A 25368-nucleotide genomic window follows, 5' to 3' on the forward strand; every position below is an offset into this window, starting at 1 on the left:
TCTGCCTGGCCTTGAACAGAAGTTACTATACTACCTGGACCTGAGAAATAAAGGCGATTCTATTATCACCAGTAGGAGGAAAAAGTGATGTAGCCTGAAAAATCAAAGTACTAGCTAAATCGTTAAAATTAAAGCTGTTAAAATAGTAAGGTATTCCCTGGTGCTTCTCCTGGTCCTGGAGCAAAAGGAGGAACCGCTGCAAGTGCTTGTGCATTTGTAACTGGCGTACCTGTTAAAGTGATGTTTATAGCGTTAGGGACATCTACAACGAGCCCGACATTTTCTTTAGTAAGATCAACAGGTATAACCGGTCCAAGAGTTATGTTATTTGGACAGTCATTGTTGCATTATTAAAGGTATCTAAATATATAGCAGGAATTGCTGACACATCTGCAGTAAAATTATTTACTTCGCCAAGGGTTACAAATGAACCTGGTACATATGCTCCTCTGTCAAAAGCACTACCATCAGCTACTGAGCCACCCCCTACTGTTACGATTCGGTTAGCAGTACCAAGGGCACTAGTGCTAGCAAGCATCAATGCCGCAGTTGATGCAAACATGCCTTTTTTATTAAATTTTTTATCGTTGACTTGACATAATATCTCCTAAATTTGGGCTTAATTTTTCTAACTTATGATTTTGTTGTATAAATAACATATTATAGTTGAAAAACATTAATTAAATACTAAAATATCTATAAAAATACTTATAAATAAGGTATTTTCTATATAGAAAAAGTATGATTACTTTTTCTTGTTCAAAATAAATTAAACTTTATGTACTTTTTATAGAAATTCGGTAAATCGTATATAAAACTTAAGAAACACAAGGGTAAAACCTATCTATTTTAGCTTCTTAGTGAAAACCGCAAAACTTTATTAATTTTTGTATCTCTTATGTCATTCCTGCGGAAGCAGGAATCCAGTAATCTTTAATGTCATCCCGCAACTTGATTGCGGGATCTCAGGACACAGTCTGTTATACAAGATCGGGGCCAAGTCACGGTATGACAGCAAAAAAGACTGGATTCCCGCTTCCGCGGGTAAAACATAAGGGCCATACAACAAAGCCGTAGGACTGATACAATGACGCTTAGAACCTAACAACACCACTTTTTCTAGGTAAAATCTATAAATTTTTACATAAACAAATTGATTTGCTAAGAATAATAGAGTATATAGTATAGACATCATTAATTATCGGGGCGTAGCGCAGCCTGGTAGCGCATCTGGTTTGGGACCAGAGGGTCGGGAGTTCGAATCTCTCCGCCCCGACCATAAAAACATAAATTATAATGTCAAAAGACGACCTCATTCAGTTTACAGGTACAGTACTTGAACTTTTACCTAATGCTACTTTCAGAGTAAAGCTTGAGAATGATCATGTAATTATTGCTCATACTGCCGGTAGGATGCGTAAAAATCGTATCAGAATATTACTAGGAGATAAAGTTATGGTAGAAATGACTCCTTATGATTTAACTAAGGGGCGTGTGATTCATCGTCACTAGTCTTTATAAGTATGAAGCAGAACAGAAAAAACCTACCGATTATATTAGTATCAAGCTCTCCTGCAAGAATTGAGTTACTAAATAGAATCAAAATTATCCCTTCACAAGTTATTCCGGCAGATATAGACGAAACACCTAATTTGTGTGAATTACCCGCTCCCTTAACCATAAGACTTGCTTACGAAAAAGCTATAAAAATTGCATCTCAAATAGAGGAATCAGCTATAATTATAGCTGCCGATACCGTAGCGGCAGTAGGTAGAAGAATATTGCCGAAAGCTACTACTTATGAAGAAGTCAAGAATTGTATTAAGATGTTATCCGGGCGTCGTCATCGTGTCTATACAGGTTTATGTATTATCAAAAAAGAGAATGATCAGCTTACAGTTAGACAAAAAATAGTTCAGACTATTGTTAAGTTCAAAAAATTAAGTGATGAAGAGATTAATTTTTATTGTTCTTTGGATGAGGGAATAGATAAAGCCGGCGGATGTAAAATTTCCGGTTATGCAGAAGCTTTTATCTCATTTATTTCCGGCTCATATTCAAATGTTATGGGATTACCTTTATTTGAAACAGTAAATGCTCTAACTTCTTTAGGTTTTAGATGTTCAAGTGTCATTCCTGCAAAAATGAATTATTGTCATTCCGCGACTTGATCACGGAATCTAGTTAAAAATACTAAAATTATTAATATAATAATTTGTTTTTCTAGACCCCGTGGTCAAGCCACGAGGTGACATTAAATGTTTTTGGATTCCTGCGATCCACGCACATAAATTACCTAACTACTTAATTCCCAGGCTCATCCAAATGACTTCTCTCATAATTTTCATGACGCTCTTGAGCTTCAATACATAATGCAGCAATAGGTCGTGCTTCTAATCTTTTTATACCTATTGGCTCGCCTGTTTCTTCACAGTAACCGTATTCCCCATTTTTAATACGTGATAATGCTTCTTCTATTTTACTCATTAATTTACAATATCTATTTCTACTACGAAGCTCAAAAGCTCTTTCTGTTTCATGAGTAGCACAATCGTTAAGATCGGATTCTTTTAAATTTTCTTCCTTTAAATGATTTAAAGTCTCTTGAGATTCCTTTAATAAATCCTCTTTCCATCTTAAAAGTTTTTGTCTAAAATATTCTAGGTGATTAGGACACATATATTCTTCATCGTTAGAAGGTTTATATCCCATAGGTAATTTAGGTGTTTCTAGCATATTAATATCTCAATATTAGCTTTAATATATTAGTTAATAAGGTTTTTAAAATAATATAATATATCACTTAAAATTAACGCAAGAAGATTATGAATATTAATATATTTTATTTTTTAATTGGATATGCGGTAGTATATACAGCTTCTAAATGCTTTATACTTGTTTTAGTATAGTTTTGTGTAGTAGATAGACTTTTATGACCTAATAGCTCTTGAATAGAACGTAAATCTGCACCATGCGCAAGCAAATGTGAAGCAAAACTATGTCTAAATGAATGAGCAGTTAAATGCTGCGGTAAACCATAGAAATGCTTTAATTTAATTAATTCACGATTAAATACCGGTGGCTGCAATTTCTTACCCTGCTTTCCTCTAAATATGGGTTCATTATCACCTAACTTATACGGCAATATTTCTAAATATTGGGTAATTAAATTTTTAGCAATCGGTAACCACGGAATTATTCTTTCTTTACTACCTTTACCTATTATTCTTATAAATTCTAGATTTTGTAGATGAAGTTTCGTAATTGATAATGCTTCCGATATACGTAGACCTGAAGCGTATATAAGAACAAGTAGGGCTTTATTTCTAAGTTCTACCCACTTAACATTCCCGTATTCTTCAATATGTTCAAGTGATATTACTACATCATCTTCCGATAAAGCTTTTGGTAACAATTTAGTCTTTTTAGGAGATTTTATAGAAAAAATTATATGACTATTTAATTGTGTTGTTTTCTCTAAAAACCTATAAAAATTTTTTACTGCAGATAAACCACGTGAAATTGAAGAAGTGGTAAAATTATCACAGTTACGTTTTGCAAGCCAACTTCGGATTAATCTTATATCTGCGGTTTTAATATGATTTATCGTTACAAACTCTGAATTATAATAATTCATAAACTCAAGGAAATGCTTAAGGTCATTATTATAAGAAATTACTGTATGATTAGAGTAATTTCTTTGCAAAACGAGGTATTTTTGCCACTTATTTATTAATGCTTGAATTGATGTATCTAACATTTATAAAAACTTAACTATTTTTAATATTATTCTTAATGCTAACAATTAATAATTTTATAAATGTTAGCATGAATTGAGGGTTTATGTTTACATATACGTAACCTATAAAACACAAAAAATTTTAGGAGAATGAATAATGTGAAATAATACACAATTTTTAGATTTAATGAAATCCTATATGAATCCAGAATTTTATATGAGTTCTATGAAAAATATCCCTAGTGTAGATCTAGCATCTATCACAAATACAATGCAAAGAGCTATGAGAATATTCTTTTAATAACTAAATTGCTACAGAAAGCATGCAATCTTTGCTTAAGAAAAATTCCGAAATTATACAAAATACTGTTAATACTATTTTGAATACTACTAAAGAAGCAGCAACTTCTAAAGATTTCAAACAAGCTAGTGAATGTCATCAAAAATGTTTAAAATCTATTTATGAAACATCTATGGATAATGCTAAGGATATTAGCAAGTATTGCTTATGAGTCTTCAACCAAAATATTAGAAGCCGCAAATAAAGCACATTGACGAAAATGTTCATCATGCTTCTAATAATAATATGCAAAATATGGCAGAACAAGTACAAAAAACTTCAACAAGAAATCTGCTTAATTTTTCAACCTCATGAGCTAAGCGACTGAAGGCATTGTTGCATGGACGAAAAATGCGTTTGATGTCATTCCTGCGCAAGCGGAAATCTAGAAAAAAGCGAAATTATTTGAGCTTTTAATATAAAAAATTAAATATAATTAAATATATTTATATCTTTTAGCTACTGAATTCCTGCTTTCGCAGGAATGACATAGTGGGAATCTCCTCTCAGTTGCTCGCCTTTCTGTTTAACCAATTTTGTAAATAAGATTCTGCTAGCTCCTGATCTTCTATAATAATTACATTTTCAGCATTACGTTTATCGGCAGCAGCCGTGAAATTAAACGAACCGGTTATTACTTTCTTTTTATCAATAATTATAACTTTATTATGCGCGATTCCCGGTACTTTATCTATACCTACATCAATTTTTGCTCGTTGTAATTCATGTAATTTAGAAAATTTTTGCTTTAAATTACTACGATCAAGCAATATTCTAACCTTTACTCCTCGCGCTTGTGCATTAATAAGTGCAGTAGTAATTAACGCATCGCTCATACCGTATGCCTGCATATAAATAGATTCTTCAGCTTTATCTATCTGATTGGCTATAAACTTAGTACAACCGGCAGGCGGAGTAAAACATGTACTAACTTTACTTCTTGAAAGCTCTGAAATATTGTAATGCTTTATTTGCAGAGCAGATAAAGCTAATGATTTTTGACTTATTAGATTAGTAAAATAATCCGGATTCTGTCCATAAATACCTAAAGCAATTCCCAAGATAAAGGCAATAGATATTTCTATAAATTTATTATTTTTTCCCTTCATGACTTATTTATATTTTAGGCGTTGCATAGATCAGCTTTTCCGTCATTACGAGGAAAATTACAAAGTAATTGACGAAGCAATCTCATGAGATTGCCACGCAGCCTATGGCTGCTCGCAATGACGATTTAGTATCCCCACAAACAACACCTACTTCCTTACGTAACTTTCTGGAGCTTCTTCAATAGCCTCTAGATTCTGATAATCTAAAGAATCTACTAGCTTATTATCATTATTTTTTATAAGCCAATAATTCCACCATGAGCCTTTACCGTAGCTTTCATAAGGCACTCATGACTACTTAAACTTAAGTTGTCATTAAGCCGATAATTATATTTAGCACTAGCGAGAGGGTTAACTACACCTGCTACATGCCCTGAATCCGTGAGACAAAAAATCTTATGTCCGTTTAATAATTTTACTCCATCATATATTGAACGCCATGGAGATATATGATCTTCTTTTGCGGCTACGAAAAAAGAGTTACAATCAACTTTTCCAAGATCTATTTGTGTTCCGAGTACCTCTAAATTATTAGACTCTTTTAGCAAGTTATTGCAATATGTATTTTGTAAATATTCCTCATACATTTTTGCCGGCAAGTTAGTAGAATCCGCATTCCAATATAGCAAATCAAAAGGCATCAGTTTTTTACCGAGTAAGTAATTATTGACAAAAAACGTCCAAATTAAATCATTAGCCCTTAGTAAACAAAGCTATTTGATAAATATTACCCATCAAAATAGCCTTTTAGTTTTATATCTTCCTTAATGTAGTTAATCGTAGCTTCATTAAAAAATATTCCAAGCTCGCCGGGATGAGTATAATCAAGCAAAGTAGTAAAGAAAGTAGCACTATGAACGGACTCTATTTTTTTTGCTTTGAAGTAGACGATAACTATAGCAAGGAATGTACCTCCCATGCAATATCCAACAAAATCAATTTTCTCAAAACCAAGATTTCTAACATACTCAAAAGGTGCTAAAATACCGTCTTTTAAATAATCCTCGAAGCCTTTTTCCGATAGAGAGATATCAGGATTAACCCATGAAATAAGAAAAACTTGAAAATTATTTTCTACTAAGAAAGATACTAAAGAATTATGCGGAGATAAATCGAGTATATAATATTTATTTATACATGGCGGAATAATAAATATCGGAATCTTATGAACTTTCTCTTTCGGCTCATAACATATTAATTGCATTAAATCATTTTGGAATATAACTTTTCCTTTTGTCGCCGCAATATTTTTACCGAGTTTAAAAGCAGATTTATTGGTAGTTTTAATATTTAATATATCACCTGAACTTTTTATATCTCTTAAGAAATTTTCTAGCCCTTGTACTAAATTTTGCCCGCCGCTTTCTAATGTCTCACGCAAAACTTTTGAATTACAAAAAGCAAAATTTGAAGATGAAAACACATCGATAAAATGTTTAGTTGCAAACTCTAAATGTTGCTTGAGATCATTTGACAGCTCATACTGTTCTATATTCTGCTTAAGCCACTCGCTAGATAGTAAATAATATTGTTTAACAAAGTCAAAATAAACATTATCCTCCCATGAAGAAGCTTTAAATCTTTTATCTCGATTATCCGGAGAAAATACAGCTTTTGCCGGACTACCGACAAACTTTGCAAAGCTATTCGCTGTAAGCTCTCTTAACTTATCAATATATTCAATATTAAGCTGACAAAATTTTTCAGGGTTTGCCCAAAATTGTTCTACCATTAAAGAGGCTATAATTCTGTTTTTATCACTATCAATTAGGCTCCTAGGGATCATACTCCCCCTACCTTGCATGAAATGCGCAATAAGCTCTTGATATTTATCGGCAATTTCTTTGAAATTATTAATTATCGTCTCGTGCGGGATGTTATACATGTTTAGTTCCAAGATATTTCAAAAAATTAACAATTAATATAAACAGTATACGAAGTTTAATTTGGAAAAGAGCAAGGCGTTTCATATTTTTTGACCGCAGCGTACATATTAGTACGTGAGGATCAAAAAATATGAAACAACGATGCCAATTTTTCAAATTAAACGAGTATACCTTATATCTTTAAACTATTCCACATACTATTAACCTTGTCGATAACTTCCTGACTCATTTCTATTTTTTTACCCCATTTTCTATTTGTCTCAGGGTATATTTTATCGGTTGCATCTATTCCCATTTTACTACCAAGGCCTGACTCAGGAGATGCAAAATCCAAATAATCTATCGGGGAATTATCTATAAAGTTCGTATCACGCCTTGGATCGCTTCTTGTTGCTATTGCCCAAATTACTTCTTGCCAGTTACGAACATCAATATCGTCATCTACAACTATAATAAACTTACTATACATAAAGTGCCGTAAGTAAGACCAAATCCCAAGCATTATTCTTTTAGCATGACCGGGATAGGATTTTTTAATCGATACTACCGCAACTCTATATGAACAACCTTCAGGTGGAAGCCAAAAATCGACTATTTCCGGAAATTGTTGCTGCAATATAGGAATAAAAATTTCATTTAATGCTTCACCTAAGATTGATGGCTCATCAGGCGGTTTTCCTGTATAGGTGCTTAAATATACTGGATTTTTCTTCATCGTTATTGCAGTAACCGTAAATACAGGAAATTCCTCAACATCATTATAATATCCGGTGTGATCCCCAAAAGGACCTTCAGGCAAATACTCCTCTAAACTTACATAGCCTTCCAGCACTATTTCACTATGTGCAGGTACTTTGAGGTCAATAGTTTTGCATTGTACCAACTCTACTTTTTCATTACCGAGTAAACCAGCAAAATTATACTCCGAGATATTCTCAGGTATCGGCGTAACTGCTGCCAAAGTTACCGCTGGATTTGCCCAGATAACGATAGCAGCAGGAAAAGGTTCTTTTTTTGCTTCTTTCCAACGTTTATGATGCTCTGCTCCGCCCCGTAACTTTAACCAACGCATCAATAGCTTATTTTCTGAAATAACCTGCATTCTATATACGCCAAGGTTGTAATTATCGATTTTATCTTTTGTTGGACCTTTAGTAACTACTATACCCCAAGTAATTAAAGACGAAATATCATCAGGCCAACATCTTTGGATCGGCAATATATTGATATTCGGTTTGTCAATGACGATTTCATGACAAGCTGCTTTTGATACGGTTTTAGGAGGCATAGCAAATATACGCTTAGCAAGCGGTAACATTGACCATGTTTCTTTAAAAGATGTGGGAGATTGCGGCTGTTTAAGGAATGCTAGTAAAACGCCAAGTTCTCTTAATTCTTTGGGTGACTTAAGTTTAAGCCCCATACAAATACGATTTATACTAGCATAAAGATTAGTTAGAACAGGTATGTCGGACTTAATGCCGTCGGCTTTTATAACATTTTCAAAAAGTAATGCAGGTCCGCCTTGTGCTAATACTCTTCTACTAATTTCAGTAATTTCTAAGTCAGTTTTAACCTCAAGAGCAATACGCTTTAACTCACCGTTTTTTTCTAAAAATTTTAAAAACTCCGGTAAATCTTTAAAGCTCATAGTTTTATTTTTTTGTTTATAATGTGCGGCTTATTTTATCATCATTGCGAGCAGCCATAGGCTGCGTGGCAATCTCATTAAATATCCTGAGATTGCTTCGTCAATTACTTCGTAATTTCCTCACAATGACGATACGGTATGACCTGATGGATTTCGCTACTTACTAAAATTAGCTTTTACCTGCATATCATTCTGAATAATTGTGTAGTTAATTAGCTCGTCAATTACAGAATTTTTAATATTATATATTATATTTTTTTCTGAATTGACATAAATATTTTTAGCTGTTAATTCATCGATACTTCTAGATTTAATATGTGCAAAATATACTTCATCACCTACTTGAAATACAGGTGTATTACTTCCTATTTTAGTATTAAAAATTGATAATAATATTTCAGGAGTTAGTGTTAGATCATCTTCCATTTCGGATCTAATATAGCTTTTTTTGCTTATTTTTATTCCGGTAGCTTTAAGCTCTTTTATGTTCTCTTGATCTGAATTATATTCCTTTGCTAAATCCTTGATAATTTTTAAGTTTACATCTGCAATATTCCGCTTTATCCAAGCTTTATTTACCTGCTCTTTAATAGCATCAAATTCAGGTATTTTTGCCGGCTGAATAGATTTTAATTCTACCAATATAAGATAGCTTTTATCCTCTGTTTCTATAGGATAAGATAATTCACCTTCCGAAAGCTCAAAAATACTATCGGCATTTTCAGCAATTATTTTATCTTCAATAAGCTCTGCATAACTGATATAGTGAACGTTTTGTATCGGTAGCTTATATTTTTCGGCAATTTCAACTAAGCTAGAACCGGCTGCCGTCTCATCTTCCAGCTTTTTAGCAAACTCCATATTAAGTATGTCGATTTTTTGAGCCTTTAATAAATCATGTAATTGTTTTTGTACTGCTTCAAAACTTTGATCACCGAATTCATCTTTATTTTCATTATAAAATTCTAACAACTCATCTTGAGTAACTGAGACTTTTAAATCCTTAATATTAGCTTTAATATAAGAAAAGCTGCGTTTCTCAGGTACCTCAAACGCGGTTTTATTATCTTGGTAAAAATCCTTTAATTGCTGATCGGTAGGAGTAGGGATTTGTAAATCTTTCGGTTTATTTTGTAAATCTATTTGTACTAATTCTACTTCTCTTTTTTCAGCCATATAATCTACTATATTGTTAGTCATAGCTTTAGGAACATAGAAACTTTCTACAAAAGTACCGACAAAAACATTTTTTAGAGCTTTTTCTTTGAAGTTTAATAAATATTTTTCTTCATCCATATAAGAATTTCTAAAATAAGTTTTAAAAATTTTTATATTGAAAACACCTTGCTCATTTTTAAAAACCGGTGATTCTTTAACTAAAATTTTAACTGTATCATCACTTAGATCTAAGTCATAATAACTCACTAAATAATCTAAAACATTATCGTAAACAAGCCTTTTTAGGATTCGGTTATCAATATTTAACTTTGCTATTTCTTCATCCGTTAAACTTGTTCCCGTTTGCTTACTTATAGCATTAATTTCTAAAGATTTTGCTCTCAAAAAATCTTCCTGGGAGATATTTTTCACATGAGAAAAAGTAACAATATCGCTGCTTCTTCTTCCGTTTAATACATCTTTAATACCAAAGCCGACAAAAGCAAAAGCTATCATTGCGAATAAAACCCGCATTATAAAACTATCGGCAGTTTTTCTAATATTATCTAACATAATTTTTTATTTAAGTTTTTATCGTCATTACGAGGAAATTACGAAGTAAGTGACGAAGCAATCTCAGGATATTTGACGAGATTGCCACGTCGCTTCGCTCCTCGCAATGACGCTTCTCAAGACTACATTATAAAGCAAAAAAGCCTATATAGTCAAACTATATAGGCTTTTTTATGATTATAGAACGGTTAATTAAAAATTAACACGAACTTTTACACTACCTTGCTGAGCGAAATACTTACTTCCGATATTGGTATCGTAGTTAATCCCGTATTCCATCATTTTATGCTTAGCAGTAACACCGACACCGACATCAAAACTTGTTTTGCTTTGCTTAAAGCTGTTGGTTGGGAGAGGAGCAGTCATACCTTGTAATCTTGCATCAATCGCCGGAACTTTACTCTTGAATGCATAATCGACCATTGCGTAAAGCTCAGGTGTTAGCACTATTTCATTGACATTGATATTACTTGATACTTTAGCACCGAGTAAACCGTCGAAAGTATTATAGTTCTTGCCTTTAACGGTAAGATTTTGGTAAGTAGTACCGGTTTCCTTATAGCCCTTATCTTTGATAGTCGAATATCTAAGCCCAGCTAGCGGTGTTAAGTTAATGTTCTCAGGCATCATATAGGTATAACCAGCCATTAACTGACCTGTATAGCTTTCAGATTTATACTTACCGTTTGCAGTTTGATAACCGACAGTCTCTAGTGCCGTTGCAATAACACGTCTTGATTTGCTGTTTATCTTATTATCTGAGTAAGATGCTATAGCTTCAACGAAGAGATTCTCATAAGGTACATTATATAAACCGTATAAAGAATAGATGTTGCTCTCTACCTTATTCTTATCGCCCGTTTTATTATTTTTTAGCTTAATGTCAGTATCGGCTCTTGTATATGCAAGTCCGAGTGCTAGATCATCGCTAACTAAGCCGTCAAAACCTATAGTGCCACCAGTTGTATCAGACTTATAACCACTTATATTGTTACACATCTTCTGCGTTGCATTACCGACAAACGGGCTTATCCACGCACCAAACTTAGCATCCATATCTTCATCACCGGAAGAAACAGGACCTTTATTCACTGCTTGTACTTTATCCATTCTAGCATTTAGAGCAGTTATATTACTTGATATATTACTCGCTACAACTTGATTATTAACGGCAGCTATAGTATCGCTAGGTTTTACAACATCTTGCATGAGGTGAGTTGTAGCATCTGCTTCCTGTAGTGGTGTCATTAGACCAAAGTTATTGAAAGCTTGACGTGCATCTGAACCATTGGGAGCATCCTCCATTAACTCAAGCGATTTCTTTATATTTGCAGCATTTGGGATATTTGCAAGCGGTCCACCCGGTTCAAAAGCTTCATCTATAACATCTGCAGCTATATCCTCTGCAAATAACGTTAAAGTCGATGCATCAAAAGTAAAGTCAACAAAACGGTTGTCATTATTAATAGTTATTTTAACATTCTCTTCAGGAGTAGGCTTTAAACCACCTACTGTTTCTGCAGATATTACCGTATATTTTGTATCTGGACTTATATTATTAATGTCGAAATTAGTAGCAGTAACAACAAGTGCTAAAGTTGAAACCCCTGATAAATCAAGAGTACTACCTGATTTAATTAAGATATTACCACCTGACTTAGCTGCTCCGTCAAAAGTAGTATTTAAGGTTAGCGTATCGGTAAAACTACCGGTGCCAGCAGTATATGTTACTTGATTTGCACCTAAAGTAAGTGTAGTACCGCTACCTGTTATATTACTATTAAAGGCTAGGCTATTGCCGAAATTAATAGTAGCACTGTTAGCTACAAAGCTGGTAGCCGTTACATTTTTAGCAAAATTAGTGATAGAACCTTTGGCTAAAGTAACCGCACCTGTATTAGTGAATGTATCGGCAAAACTTGTAGTACCGCCAAGTGTCGCCGTACCTTTTGCGTTAACACTGCTTGCAAAACTTGTAGCACCTGCCGTTGTGATATCACCAACCAAATTAGCCGCAGTCCCTACAACACCGCTAACACTACCGCCGTTCGTGAAGTTTAGCTTCAGAGCCTGACCACCGGTTTTATTTATGCTGCCTGTTAAGTTAAAGTTTGCAGGTAATGTTAAAGTATTTGTGCCTGTACCTTGGACTTCGCCGATTTTAACGTCACCGCCTTTGGCAATAGTTACATTTCCTGCACCTACTTTTAACATAGCAATCCCGTTTACGCTATTAAGATTACTTGCACCTAAAACTATTAACGTACCGTTATTAGTACCGCCGGTATTTTGGACTGCTCCCGCAACATTTACATTGTTATTTAATGTTACCGTACCGTTTTTTGCATTAAAGTCTAAGAAACCGTCAATATTACCACCGGTTTGAGTTAATTGAATAGCATCATTAAGTAAAACTACGTTTGCCGTAGTAGCTCCAAGTTCTAATCGACCTGTAGTATCAAGCACTATATTTGTTGTATTAAAAGTGGTACCTGCCGCGCCGAAATCTCCCGCTCCTTTGAAAACTATAGTGTGTAACTTATGAGCTCCACCAAGCGTCTTGCCTCCGGCTATCGTTAATTTTTTTCCTGCAGTTACAGAATTTAATGTTACTATACCCTCATCGTCATTATCAGGGTCTATATTCGCACCTAGTGTGATCGTACGGTCGTTTCCTGAAGTATTTTGTAATATTAATTGAGCATTCGCATGTGCAAATTGAATATTTCCTGCTGGTACATTTAAATTACCATTATTTGCATCAATCGTATAAGTAGCATCGTTTATTTGTATAGCACCAGCATTAAATGCTGTACTACTAGTAAAAGCTGCATTATTGTTAATATGCACGTTCTGTATACCTTCTAAATTTACATCGTCGGTTATTGTAACGGCATTATAAATAAGTAAAGTGTTAAATTTATCACCGCCTCCATCACCGATATTTCTAGCGGTACCTACTACATTACTCCCGATATTCAGGCCATTAACCCCACCATTAAAGACTACATCACCTCCATTAGCACCGGGAGCTACTAAATCAGCTGCTAATAATATATTTTTTACTCCGACTCCGGTTAAGTTAGAAAGTGCTAAAGCAGAATCTGGAGCTCCAAAATTAATATCTTGAGCATTTAATATAGTAACATCACCAGCACTTGCATCAATTGCAAAAAGGTTACCGGCTCCAATATTGATTTCTGCAACTGTTCCTATAGTGGAATGATATGCCGTAAGTGACTTTGTATTAACATTTAATATAGCGTTATTGCCGTTTGCTATAGCTCCTTTAAAATAATAAGGGATTGTGTTACCACCACCATCAAGAGGTCCGTTAAACTCTAAAGTACTTCCGACTCCAAAATCTATATTATTCGCAGCTAGGCTTCCTCCAGCTTGTAATGTTATTCCTGCTCCTACATTCACTGTTGCTAATGCTGCTGTATTACCTATATTGCCAGTTACTGTACTATTACCGGTAAACGTTGCTATACCATTATTTGCATTACCGGTATTATCTATCGCTCCGGTCACCACTACAGGATTCGTAAATGTCACTGCTGACACATTATCCGTTAAGTTTATTGCATTCGCTTTTACCACTCCGCCTTGTACTTGTAACAAACCTGCTCCTACATTCACTGTTGCTAATGCTGCTGTATTACCTATATTGCCAGTTACTGTACTATTACCGGTAAACGTTGCTATACCATTATTTGCATTACCGGTATTATCTATCGCTCCGGTCACCACTACAGGATTCGTAAATGTCACTGCTGACGCAGCATCTGTTAATTTAGTCGTAGTAGCTTTAATAACCGCTCCCCCTAACGTGGCTGTACCTGCTCCTACACTTATCGTGGCTAATGAATTTGTATTACCTATATTCCCGGTTACTTGACTCAATGCACCATTTAAATTTAAGACACCTACATTATCAACGCCTGTAGTGTTATCAATCGCACCTGTTAATACTGCATTTGCATTTGTAAGGGTTAATACCGACGCAGCATCTGTTAAATCAGTCGTAGTAGCTTTAATAACCGCTCCCCCTAACGTGGCTGTACCTGCTCCTACACTTATCGTGGCTAATGAATTTGTATTACCTATATTCCCGGTTACTTGACTCAATGCACCATTTAAATTTAAGACACCTACATTATCAACACCTGTAGTGTTATCAATCACACCTGTTAATACTGCATTTGCATTTGTAAGGGTTAATACCGACGCAGCATCTGTTAAATCAGTCGTAGTAGCTTTAATAACCGCTCCCCCTAACGTGGCTGTACCTGCTCCTACACTTATCGTGGCTAATGAATTTGTATTACCTATATTCCCGGTTACTTGACTCAATGCACCATTTAAATTTAAGACACCTACATTATCAACGCCTGTAGTGTTATCAATCGCACCTGTTAATACTGCATTTGCATTTGTAAGGGTTAATACCGACGCAGCATCTGTTAAATCAGTCGTAGTAGCTTTAATAACCGCTCCCCCTAACGTGGCTGTACCTGCTCCTACACTTATCGTGGCTAATGAATTTGTATTACCTATATTCCCGGTTACTTGACTCAATGCACCATTTAAATTTAAGACACCTACATTATCAACGCCTGTAGTGTTATCAATCGCACCTGTTAATACTGCATTTGCATTTGTAAGGGTTAATACCGACGCAGCATCTGTTAAATCAGTCGTAGTAGCTTTAATAACCGCTCCCCCTAACGTGGCTGTACCTGCTCCTACACTTATCGTGGCTAATGAATTTGTATTACCTATATTCCCGGTTACTTGACTCAATGCACCATTTAAATTTAAGACACCTACATTATCAACGCCTGTAGTGTTATCAATCGCACCTGTTAATACTGCATTTGCATTTGTAAGGGTTAATACCGACGCAGCATCTGTTAAATCAGTCGTAGTAGCTTTAATAACCGCTCCCCCTAACGTGGCTGTACCTGCTCCTACACTTATCGTGGCTAATGAATTTGTATTACCTATATTCCCGGTTACTTGACTCAATGCACCATTTAAATTTAAGACACCTACATTATCAACGCCTGTAGTGTTATCAATCACACCTGTTAATACTGCATTTGCATTTGTAAGGGTTAATACCGACGCAGCATCTGTTAAATCAGTCGTAGTAGCTTTAATAACCGCTCCCCCAAGAGAAAGGGGGCTTGCCCCAACGCTTATTTGAGCTGCTGGGTTAACATTACCTATTGTTCCGTTAATGGCAACATCTGTATTGACAGTTATTATACCTCCTCCATCTATATTGCCTGCAAGTGTTATCTTTGCCGGGGTTACAGATTGTATAATTAGTGCAGCATTCGCTCCCCCTAAAGTTATATTTCCTAAACCTGTATAATTATCGGCAGGAGCATCAAAACCATGATTTGCAGCAACAGCATTAGTACCGTTTAAAGTTAAGCTTTTGCCAGCAGTAATAGTAACAGGCAACAAGTTACCTCCCGTCACAATCGAACCAACGACGGTATTTTGAGTAATATTTAGACCTACGGGAGTAGTACCCGCAACATTTATAGCCGTAATAATACAACCGGCTTCATCTGCAGTGATAGTATGATCACCACCGTAAGTAAATGCCATACCATTTTGAGGACCGTCAACAGGAGTACCATTAGCTACCCCTTTAGCCGTTATATCATTCCAATTATTGGCAACAGCAAGATCACTAAATGCTGCATTATTATTAGTAGAAATAACACCTACAGCAACACCGAGTGCCCCGCTACTACTCAGCATTATCGCTGCGGTTGAGGTGGTGAATAAAGCGGCTTTAAGACCTTGTTGTATTGCTTTTTGAAATAATTTTGGAGAAATATTCGTCATAGCCATATGTAAACCTTAATAAAAATTAAATCACTTAAAAAGTGTTATTTTAACGCAACTTTTTTAATATGTCTATTATTTTAATATGTCTATTATAATTAATAATATAGATGATATGTCATTCCGTAACGGCGTAGGCGTTGTTGCATGGCTCTTATGTCATTCCTACGAAAGCATAAAGCGAAATAAATCGAGCTTTGAATTTCAAAAATTTGCTGTATCCATACTTTTTTCTTGGATTCCTGCGAAGGCAGGAATGACATAAGAGCCATGCAACAACGCCTACGGCTACGTAGCGCATGACGAAAAAAATACCCTACCTCTCAGGCAATAATATCTCTCTTTTACCTGTATGATTCGGTTGTGAGACTATTCCCTCTTTCTCCATCTTCTCAACTAAGTTGGCAGCTTTGTTATAGCCAATTCTAAGCGACCTTTGGATATAGCTAATGGAAGATTTGCGTTCGTCACGCACTATCTGCACAGCTTTTTTGTAAAGCACTTCATCAGAGGTGCCGTCACCGATATCAATGCTACTATCATCTTCTTCAGGTTGCTCTGTAACGGCAGAGATATATTCAGGCGTACCGCTCTCTTTCAAATATTCCGTAATTTGTTCAATTTCGGCTTCATTAACAAACGGTCCGTGTACCCTACTTATCTTGGAAGTGCTCCCCATAAATAGCATATCACCCATACCTAGTAACTGCTCAGAGCCTTGCTCTCCTAAAATCGTTCGGCTATCGATTTTAGAGGTAACTTTAAAACTAATACGACTTGGAAAATTGGCTTTAATGACACCAGTAATAACGTCTACAGAAGGCCTTTGCGTTGCCATAATAATATGGATGCCTGCCGCTCTTGCCATTTGAGCAAGCCTTTGAATCAGCATTTCAATATCCTTACCAGCAACTAGCATTAAATCAGCCATCTCATCAACAATAACCACTATGTAAGGTAGTTTTTTCATGTTCATTGTAACGGTTTCGTAAATAGGCTTACCTGTTTCAGGGTCAAAACCAGTTTGAATCGAACGCTCAATTACCCTATTCTCTTTAACCGCTTCTAAGATTTTTGCATTATAACCTGCGATATTCTTAACACCGATATTGCTCATCATTCTATAACGGTTTTCCATTTCCTTAACTGCCCATTTAAGAGCAACTACCGCTTTAGAAGGCTCGGTTACCACGGAAGTTAGCAAATGCGGTATTCCATCATAAGCCGATAATTCAAGCATTTTCGGATCAATCATGATAAAGCGACATTCTTCGGGAGTATAGCGGTATAAGAGCGACACAATCATCGCATTAATACCGACGGATTTACCTGAGCCGGTGGTTCCTGCTACTAATAAATGAGGCATTTTAGCAAGATCTGCAATCAGCGGCTTACCTGCCAAATCTTTACCCAAGACTAACGGCAATAAAGTTGATTTGTCTTGGTATTCTGGGGTCTCTATAAGTTCTTTTAAGCAAAAGAATTCACGCTGCTTATTAGGAAGCTCAATACCAAGTACGTTTTTGCCGGGTATGACTGCTATCCTTGTTGATAAAGCAGATAGTGAGCGTGCTATATCATCAGATAATCCTACTACCCTTGATGTTTTCGTGCCTGCTGCCGGCTCAAATTCATATTGAGTTACCACCGGTCCTTGATTGATATTAATTATCTGCCCTTTAACTCCAAAATCATTCAGCACGGTTAATAACTCTTCAGCCTTTTGTTTAAGCTCTGAGGAAGAAGCTCCTTTTACATGATGGTTTTCAGGATCACGTAATAACGAAATAGGCGGCAATTCTGCTATTGCGCTTTGAGATATTTTAGGACTAACAGGTTTGCTAAAGAATTTTATAGGATTTGCAGGTACGGGTCTCACTTCTTCAGGGAATTTTACTTTTTCACTTACAGGCTTTTGGTAAGAAGAAGTTATATTTATATTATCATTGTTTTTAGTAGAGAATAATGTTATCGACGACAATCGTGAAAATACATTATGTAAAAAAGATTTTATCCGATAGATTAAAAATTTACCTAGCTTAATAATAAAATTACTTAAAGAAGTAAATTTAATTTCAAATAAAACAACTAATATAATAAAGGTAAAAAATATTAATAATAAGTATAGTTGATTTGTAAATCGCTCAAAAAAATTAGAAGCTATTATTCCGATAGCTCCACCTGCATTTGCCGGTATGAATTCTAGCTTAATCTTAGATAATAATGTGCTACTGCTAACGAGAGCAAGCAACATTACAAACATACGGATAAATGAGCCACGATATCTTCCATACCAACAATTTCTCCCCCAAACAAAGCAAGCAAGCGGTATAATAAAAGCAGCCAACCCAAAAAATTGATATAAACAATCCGATAAATAAGAGCCAAAAATTCCGACTAAATTACTATGGTACTCTGTTGTGACCGAGTTAAAAGACGGATCGTCTATATTATATGACGTGAGAACAGTAACAATCCCAAGCCCGATTATCCCTAAGATAACCGCTTGTACCTTATTGTTTGAAAGAATTTTATTTATGTAATATAGCATAGTTTTAAATATTAAGAGCTAAATTATGAGTTTTATATCTTTTTCTATAATACTCTATAGGTTTTTCAATAAAGAAATAAATTAAAAAAGAAATAATTATTACTGTTATAAAAGTAACCAACGTATTAAGAAATGTCCCATTATCAGCCCAATATGAAATAGCAGGTAATATATTATACAAGACATTGGGTAAGAGAGTAAAGCAATTAAATTTTGCCTAAAGATAGAGAAATAAACAATAAAAAAGTAATTTTTTTAGTTAAGGCTCTATTGGGATAAACGGAAAAGTAATAATTATTAATATAATATATAAATAGAGTAATTGACTAAGCCAAGACTTTTTTTCGTTTATTTCTTGATTAGTATAAATATAAAATGCTTGACTACCAATTAAGAAAACTGCAAGTTCAGAAGGAAAGAATCTATAAGACCAAGAATCTCCTATAAATCCATTAAACTGAAGAATAATTCTAGTAATTAAAGATATACAAATTATGGATAAAATATAGATATTTTTCTTTTTTAGAATCCAAGGTGCCATTATTAAATAAAAAGAAATTTCTAACCCAATTGACCAACCAGGAGGTATCAACAAAAATTGATAAAGAGGAGGCGTGAAGTCAATAAAGTATTTTGTAAAATGTACTTGTATTATTATTAATTCCAATAAACATTGTTACATCTTGCAACAACATTGTTAGGTTTGTAAAAATTAAAAAAACCAGCCGGAAATGGAAGATTACACAATTGCCTTAAAAAAGAAAAGTTTTGCTGCAAGAAGAAAGTAACTAAAATACAAAAGATATAAGTAGGATAAAGCCTTAAATATCTACTTTTCCAAAATTTTATTTTGCTTATATAATTGCTCTGAATCATAGCCATATAAAAGCCGGAAATCATGAAAAAAGATTGTACTGCAATTGTTGCACCTATAAATTTAAGAAATGGATGAGAAGTTGAATGTACAGCCACAACAGAAAGAGCAAATAATAACCTAACTACACCCAGTATGTTAAATAATAATTATATTAGCAATTATATAATATTCAAAACCTAAATCAAGTAACATAGTAGCACTTCTCAATAATAGGATAAGTTATTTACATTAAAAGCGCCATTTTGTATTATGAAAAATATATTTTTTTACTTGAGGGAAAGGTAACCAAAACTCATGACCATAAAAATCCACACGGGAAAAGATTTCATAAAGATGCGGGCAGCAGGAAAATTAGCCGCAGAGACGCTCGATTTTATTACTGATCACGTAAAACCGAACGTCACTACTAATAGTTTAAATGACCTTTGTCATAATTTTATTACTTCTCATAATGCCGTTCCTGCACCGTTAAATTACAAAGGCTTTCCGAAATCGATTTGTACTTCTATAAATCATGTGGTTTGTCACGGCATTCCAAACGATAAACCGTTAAAAAACGGTGATATAGTAAATATTGATGTTACGGTAATTTTAGACGGTTGGTACGGTGATACTAGCCGTATGTATTATGTCGGTGACGTAGCAATTAAGCCAAAGCGTCTTATTCAAGTAACTTATGATGCAATGATGAAAGGGATTGAAGTAGTTAGACCCGGTGCTAAACTCGGTGATATCGGACATGCTATTCAAAGCTATGCCGAGAAACATAATTATTCTGTGGTTAGAGATTATACGGGTCACGGTATCGGAAGAGTTTTTCATGACGAACCGTCAATATTAAATTACGGTCGCAGCGGCATTGGTCTACCGTTAGAAGAAGGGATGTTTTTCACAGTTGAACCTATGATAAATGCCGGTAATTATGACACTATATTAAGTAAACTAGATGGATGGACAGTTACTACACGTGATAAATCATTATCGGCTCAATTTGAGCATACTATAGGCGTGACTAAAGACGGTTTTGAAATATTTACGTTATCACCTAAAAAACTTGATTATCCTCCATACTAAACTGTAGGGTAAAAATTGATTTTGTTGTATGGCTATCTATGTCCATTTCCGCGGGACATTGTTGCGTGAATCGAAAAACGCACTCGGTGTCATCCCGTGGCTTGACCACGGGATCCAAAAAGCATTTAAAAAGACTAGATCCCGCGATCAAGTTAGCTAGGATGACATTAAAGATTACTGGATTCCCGCTTTTTTAGCTAGGAATGACATCAGCAACATTTTACTTATTTATAATTTGAATAAACATAAAGAATGTTAGAAAATAATTTGTTAGAATTTAGTAATGATAAAATAGATACGCCTCATTATATAGGTCACCGTAAAAGAGTAAAAGAACGCTTCGTTGTCGCTGGAGCAGAACATTTTGCCGATTACGAATTACTTGAAGTAATGTTATTTACGGCTATCCCTCGTAAAGACGTAAAACCTCTTGCTAAAAAATTACTTGATCATTTTGATATTACGGATTTAATTAACCTTGATAAGGCAAGGCTAGTTAGTATTAAAGGCACCAATGAAAATTTATATATCAATTTTGCTCTAATACGTGAGCTGATAAATTAGAGTATTGAAACAAAAAATAATAAATAAAAATATTAGTGCTTCTTGGAGTTCTTGGACTGATTATTTAAAAGTTAATATGGGCAATATGCGACTCGAGCAATTTCGTATATTATTTTTGAATAAGAAAAATATTTTAATTGCTGATGAGGTTTTAAGTCAAGGAACTATAGACCAAGCTGCGGTATATCCACGTGAGATAATTAAACGAGCTTTATTTAACAAAGCAAGCAGCCTGATACTTGTGCATCATCATCCAAGCGGTAGCCCTGAACCTTCAAAAGCCGACATTCATATGATAAATAAGATAGTAGAGACATGCCAAACCGTAAATATTATAGTTTTAAATCTAATATGTTCCTATGAATATAAAGAGCTACAGCACATTATTTATTTTTTCTTTTATATCCACCGCTATATTAACATATATATTAACTAAATATCTTCCTACTATCGGTTTAGTTGATATACCAAGTAACCGTCGTTCTCATGATAAGATAACACCGCGCGGCGGCGGTCTTGCTATTGTAGTTGTTGTAATGATTGCTTTGAGCGGATTTGAATATATAACGAGCAATAACTTTGTTAATTCAATAAAAATATTACCGTTATTATTGGCAATTGCTTCGATTTCCTTTTTAGATGACTTAAAAGCCGTACCTATTCTAATTCGTTTAATAGTCCACTTAATTTGTGCAACTTTTGCTATTTTTCTTTTTTCTCAGCTAAACTCTGTACATATACTAATATATTCTATTTTAGTTATAGCTTTAAGCGGTTTTATTAATATATATAATTTTATGGACGGTATAGACGGTATGAGTTGTGTGGAATCTATCCAGCTATCTAGCACTATGCTTATATTATGTTTTTTACAATTTCCGGCTATTAATAATCCATATTTTATAGCTAGTGTAAATGTTATTATTCTTGGTTGTTCTTGTGGTTTTTTAATATTTAATTGGCATCCGGCAAAAATATTTTTAGGAGACGTGGGAAGTATTAGTCTTGGATTCTTAACGGGTCTTTGTTTGCTCCTGCTGGCTCTTACAAGCACTAATTTATTTATAGCTTGTGCTATTGCTAGCTTATATTACATCACTGATGCAGTGCTAACCATATTAATTCGGCTACTCAATAAAGAAAAAATTTGGCAGCCTCATTTAAAGCATTTTTTTCAAAAAGCAGTACAAAAAGGTAAATCTCATAAACAAGTAGTATCGATTATAGCAGTTTGTAATATATTTTTAATGATCATATCGGTTACATCTTTACATTTTCCCGTAATATCTATAATGCTTGCTTTAGCCGTCATAACTTTAACAGTGCAGAGTTTATTAAAATGAAGCTAATTAAAGAGGATATCGATAAAATAGTTAGACGTATATTTGCCAAACAACATCCATTGCTGCCTGAAATCATGATTAACTGGAATAAAATAGTCGGGTTTAACTTCAGCACTAAAGCATTACCTTTAAAAATCACCACCTATACTTATAAAAAACAAAAGATTAATACGCTGTTTATACAAGCTGAAGATAATGCTACTGCAGCAGAATTACCTTATTATCAAGATATTATTCTAGAACGTATTAAAATTTATTTAGGCTTTAAAGCAATACATCAAATGAACGTAACGTTTTATAAAGGAAAAAAGAGTCTTTAGATTAAGAGTTTGTTGGCATGAATATCAATGCTATCTCTACTATAACTCTGCAAGCTTGTAGGTGTTGTTGCCTGGCTCAGTTTATGTCATTCCCGCGGAAGCGGGAATGACATCGTACGGGCTTTTCGAACCATACAACAACTCCGCAACCGTAGGATCTAGGAAAAATAATAAAAATGCTGTAAATCAGAACTTTTTACTGGATTGCTTCGTCAATTACTTCGTAATTTTCCTCGCAATGACGAAAAAGCTGAATCATGCTATAATACCTTGGCAGTCACTTAGCTCATGACGTCTCAGTATCCACGTAGGCAATACCAAGGCACACAAACAAAAAAAGGAGTCTTTAATTAAAGACTCCTTTTTTGTGTTAATAGCTTGTAAAAAGATTTAAGCTAATTACATATCAAATCTTAATCCTGCCATTAAGTTATGACCTTTATAATGGGTTCCGCCAAATTTAACTTTATCCCCGTCAATAGTTTTGGTGGTATTTTTTGTTTTACCGTAATCTCTCCAGCTATAAACTAGTTCAGCTTTTACACCTTGTGCAACTTCAAATGAAGTTCCTAAAGATAATTGATAAGCAAAGTTAGTTTTGTTTTTAGTAGTACCGTTGAAAGTTTTCGTTACACCATCTTTAATATCTTTAGAGTTAATTTTTTCCTTTACAAAAGCAGCACCAACACCTGCACCAGCAAATACTTTAAACATGCTTAAATCGACGAAATCAACATAACCGTTAAGTAATAAATTTACAATAGTAGGTTTATTTTTTACTGAGAAAGAAGCACTGTCTGGATAAGTTTTTGATTTCTTTAAATGACTACTTGCTACCGTTCCAATTGTTAAATCGGTTCTTAGATTATCCATAATATAGTAACCCGCACCGATCTCACCTGTAAATCCTGTATTAGACTTTAACTTAAAATCTGCTCCTTTATCTTTATGTTTTGTTTTGTTAAAAATCATACCGCCGACATTAAGTTTTAAATACCATTGATTTTCCACAGATGATGACATCGATGAATTAGTAGATGAATCTACAGAAGAATTCATATCGCAATCAGCAAATGAAAGACCGGAAGTTAAAAGTACGGTGCTTGCAGCTGCTATTAAAAGTAATTTTTTCATATTGTTAAATTTTTCCTTTAAATTTTATTAGTTGTTAGTAAAAACGATATTAGATAATAATTTTACAATTTTTACCTAAATTCGACAAAAAATAGTTTTAAGTGACATTTCTGAGTTGTCGTCTAATGTCACTCCGTGGCTTAATAACCACGGAATCCAGTCTTTTTTTGTATTTCTAGATACCGTGGTTAATAAGCCACGGTATAATATTAGGTTATTACCTAAAACTATTAATATATTCTTGTTAATTATATATCAAATCTTATACCAGCTGTTAAGTTGTGGCTTTGATAACGCATACCACCGGTTGGTACACTTGTTCCTGGGTAAATTACATTCTTACTTTTTGTTCTACCATCATCTATCCAGCTATAAGCTAGTTCTACTTTAACACCGTCAGCAATTTGTGCAGAAGTACCTAAAGTTAGCTTGTAAGAAATATTAGTTCTGTTTTTAGTGTTAGATGAAAGACCGGTTATCCCATTATATGTAATTTTTTCTTTAACTAATGCAGGACCAACACCTGCACCAGCAAAAACATCGAACATATCAAAATTAGTTAAATCTACATAACCGTTAATAAGTAAACGTGTAATAGTAGGTTTATGGCTTGCTGAAACATTAGTACCGGTAAAAGGTGCATTAGTCGCAGCTCCGGATTTCTTTAACTTTCCACCGATTATAGTACCTAAAGTTAAATCGGCTCTACAGTTTTCGGAAATATAATAACCGATACCTAAATCAACTGGAACAGTTGTATTAGATTTTAATTTAACACCGGTTGCCTTATCTTTTTCTTTATTAAACATTGCTGCACCGGTATCTATTCTTAAATACCACTCATTATCCATGCCCTCGGCAAATGATAAGCTAGAAGATAAAATTGTTGCACTTGTAGCAGCTATTAAAAGTAACTTTTGCATGATTAGCACCTCAAATTAAATAATTAAACATTATCTTAATGGCATATATAACATATTATATTTTTTAGTGCTATATTTAATCGGCAATTAGATTCATATAATAAAGCTTTTATTAAGTTTTGTGATAAAATAAACACATATAGTTAATGCATGTTATTTTAGGTTCTGTGAAGATTGCTAATTGATTTGTTATTTTGAGATATTTTTAAGCGAAAATTATAAGCTTTTTGAAGGAATAGTTAATCCTATTCCTTCAAA

The 25368-nt window shown here is 34.2% G+C and carries 21 protein-coding genes, 1 tRNA gene and 1 pseudogene; 9 read left to right on the forward strand and 14 right to left on the reverse strand.

Annotated elements, in window-relative coordinates:
* Window positions 1–319: 319 nt before the first annotated feature.
* Complete coding sequence (locus MCC_RS06950) at window positions 320–562, reverse strand: hypothetical protein (RefSeq protein WP_014409107.1); 243 nt, start codon at window positions 560–562, stop codon at window positions 320–322.
* 640 nt (window positions 563–1202) lie between these two features.
* Here MCC_RS06950 and MCC_RS06955 point away from each other — a divergent pair.
* The 3 genes from MCC_RS06955 to MCC_RS06965 all read left to right on the forward strand — a co-directional run bounded on the left by MCC_RS06955 (window position 1203) and on the right by MCC_RS06965 (window position 2171).
* Window positions 1203–1279 (forward strand) — tRNA-Pro (locus MCC_RS06955).
* A 17-nt stretch (window positions 1280–1296) separates the two neighbouring features.
* Window positions 1297–1512, forward strand: coding sequence for a translation initiation factor IF-1 (infA, locus tag MCC_RS06960; protein WP_014366118.1), 216 nt, complete (start codon window positions 1297–1299; stop codon window positions 1510–1512).
* 11 nt (window positions 1513–1523) lie between these two features.
* The gene (locus MCC_RS06965) at window positions 1524–2171 is read left to right on the forward strand and encodes a Maf family protein (protein ID WP_014409108.1); all 648 of its coding nucleotides are present in this window, start codon (window positions 1524–1526) and stop codon (window positions 2169–2171) included.
* 133 nt (window positions 2172–2304) lie between these two features.
* On the opposite strand, the gene dksA is transcribed toward MCC_RS06965, so the two are convergent.
* Together dksA and MCC_RS06975 are read right to left on the reverse strand one after the other, a co-directional pair.
* Window positions 2305–2736 (reverse strand): RNA polymerase-binding protein DksA, encoded by a 432-nt coding sequence (gene dksA / locus MCC_RS06970; RefSeq protein WP_014409109.1) that lies wholly within the window; start codon window positions 2734–2736, stop codon window positions 2305–2307.
* Window positions 2737–2842: 106 nt separating this feature from the next.
* Window positions 2843–3760, reverse strand: a complete 918-nt coding sequence (locus tag MCC_RS06975) for a tyrosine recombinase XerC (RefSeq protein ID WP_014409110.1) — start codon at window positions 3758–3760, stop codon at window positions 2843–2845.
* Window positions 3761–3926: 166 nt separating this feature from the next.
* Here MCC_RS06975 and MCC_RS11305 point away from each other — a divergent pair.
* Window positions 3927–4251, forward strand: a pseudogene (locus MCC_RS11305) (phasin family protein).
* 334 nt (window positions 4252–4585) lie between these two features.
* On the opposite strand, the gene pld reads toward MCC_RS11305, so the two are convergent.
* From pld to MCC_RS11595, 9 genes are all read right to left on the reverse strand, one after another.
* Window positions 4586–5188, reverse strand: coding sequence for a phospholipase D (pld, locus tag MCC_RS06985; protein WP_014409112.1), 603 nt, complete (start codon window positions 5186–5188; stop codon window positions 4586–4588).
* 236 nt (window positions 5189–5424) lie between these two features.
* Window positions 5425–5829 carry a hypothetical protein gene (locus tag MCC_RS10770; protein ID WP_231288705.1) on the reverse strand — a complete coding sequence of 135 codons (405 nt, stop codon included), beginning with the start codon at window positions 5827–5829 and terminating at the stop codon, window positions 5425–5427.
* A gap of 86 nt (window positions 5830–5915) precedes the next feature.
* Window positions 5916–7073: a class I poly(R)-hydroxyalkanoic acid synthase gene (locus MCC_RS06990; protein WP_231288706.1), complete on the reverse strand. Its 1158-nt coding sequence runs from the start codon at window positions 7071–7073 to the stop codon at window positions 5916–5918.
* A 173-nt stretch (window positions 7074–7246) separates the two neighbouring features.
* A complete protein-coding gene (locus MCC_RS06995) occupies window positions 7247–8725 on the reverse strand; it encodes a UbiD family decarboxylase (protein WP_014409113.1) in 1479 nt (492 codons plus the stop codon).
* Window positions 8726–8881: 156 nt separating this feature from the next.
* Window positions 8882–10456, reverse strand: a complete 1575-nt coding sequence (locus tag MCC_RS07000) for a SurA N-terminal domain-containing protein (protein ID WP_014409114.1) — start codon at window positions 10454–10456, stop codon at window positions 8882–8884.
* A 192-nt stretch (window positions 10457–10648) separates the two neighbouring features.
* The gene (locus tag MCC_RS07005; protein ID WP_196792961.1) at window positions 10649–16324 is read right to left on the reverse strand and encodes an autotransporter outer membrane beta-barrel domain-containing protein; all 5676 of its coding nucleotides are present in this window, start codon (window positions 16322–16324) and stop codon (window positions 10649–10651) included.
* Window positions 16325–16640: 316 nt separating this feature from the next.
* Complete coding sequence (locus MCC_RS07015) at window positions 16641–18875, reverse strand: DNA translocase FtsK (protein ID WP_014409116.1); 2235 nt, start codon at window positions 18873–18875, stop codon at window positions 16641–16643.
* 259 nt (window positions 18876–19134) lie between these two features.
* On the reverse strand, window positions 19135–19542 hold the full coding sequence (locus MCC_RS08670) for a hypothetical protein (RefSeq protein ID WP_231288707.1): 408 nt from the start codon (window positions 19540–19542) through the stop codon (window positions 19135–19137).
* Entirely contained in the window at window positions 19533–19847 is a 315-nt protein-coding gene (locus tag MCC_RS11595) for an acyltransferase family protein (protein ID WP_408005699.1), read from the reverse strand. Before MCC_RS11595 ends, MCC_RS08670 begins: the two co-directional genes overlap by 10 nt.
* Before the next feature lie 199 nt (window positions 19848–20046).
* Here MCC_RS11595 and map point away from each other — a divergent pair, with 199 nt between their 5' ends.
* The 5 genes from map to MCC_RS07045 all read left to right on the forward strand — a co-directional run bounded on the left by map (window position 20047) and on the right by MCC_RS07045 (window position 23053).
* On the forward strand, window positions 20047–20826 hold the full coding sequence (map, locus tag MCC_RS07025) for a type I methionyl aminopeptidase (protein WP_014409117.1): 780 nt from the start codon (window positions 20047–20049) through the stop codon (window positions 20824–20826).
* A gap of 252 nt (window positions 20827–21078) precedes the next feature.
* On the forward strand, window positions 21079–21390 hold the full coding sequence (locus tag MCC_RS07030) for a UPF0758 domain-containing protein (RefSeq protein WP_014409118.1): 312 nt from the start codon (window positions 21079–21081) through the stop codon (window positions 21388–21390).
* A gap of 4 nt (window positions 21391–21394) precedes the next feature.
* On the forward strand, window positions 21395–21826 hold the full coding sequence (locus MCC_RS07035; protein WP_014409119.1) for a JAB domain-containing protein: 432 nt from the start codon (window positions 21395–21397) through the stop codon (window positions 21824–21826).
* The gene (locus tag MCC_RS07040) at window positions 21750–22733 is read left to right on the forward strand and encodes an MraY family glycosyltransferase (protein ID WP_014409120.1); all 984 of its coding nucleotides are present in this window, start codon (window positions 21750–21752) and stop codon (window positions 22731–22733) included. Before MCC_RS07035 ends, MCC_RS07040 begins: the two co-directional genes overlap by 77 nt.
* Window positions 22730–23053, forward strand: a complete 324-nt coding sequence (locus MCC_RS07045) for a DUF721 domain-containing protein (RefSeq protein ID WP_014409121.1) — start codon at window positions 22730–22732, stop codon at window positions 23051–23053. Before MCC_RS07040 ends, MCC_RS07045 begins: the two co-directional genes overlap by 4 nt.
* 399 nt (window positions 23054–23452) lie before the next feature.
* Here MCC_RS07045 and MCC_RS07050 read toward each other — a convergent pair whose 3' ends face one another.
* Together MCC_RS07050 and MCC_RS07055 are read right to left on the reverse strand one after the other, a co-directional pair.
* On the reverse strand, window positions 23453–24187 hold the full coding sequence (locus MCC_RS07050) for an outer membrane protein (protein WP_014409122.1): 735 nt from the start codon (window positions 24185–24187) through the stop codon (window positions 23453–23455).
* A 248-nt stretch (window positions 24188–24435) separates the two neighbouring features.
* The gene (locus MCC_RS07055) at window positions 24436–25110 is read right to left on the reverse strand and encodes an outer membrane beta-barrel protein (RefSeq protein ID WP_014409123.1); all 675 of its coding nucleotides are present in this window, start codon (window positions 25108–25110) and stop codon (window positions 24436–24438) included.
* Between the last annotated feature and the right edge of the window lie 258 nt (window positions 25111–25368).

Source organism: Rickettsia rhipicephali str. 3-7-female6-CWPP, assembly GCF_000284075.1.
GTDB classification, from domain to species: Bacteria; Pseudomonadota; Alphaproteobacteria; order Rickettsiales; family Rickettsiaceae; genus Rickettsia; species Rickettsia rickettsii.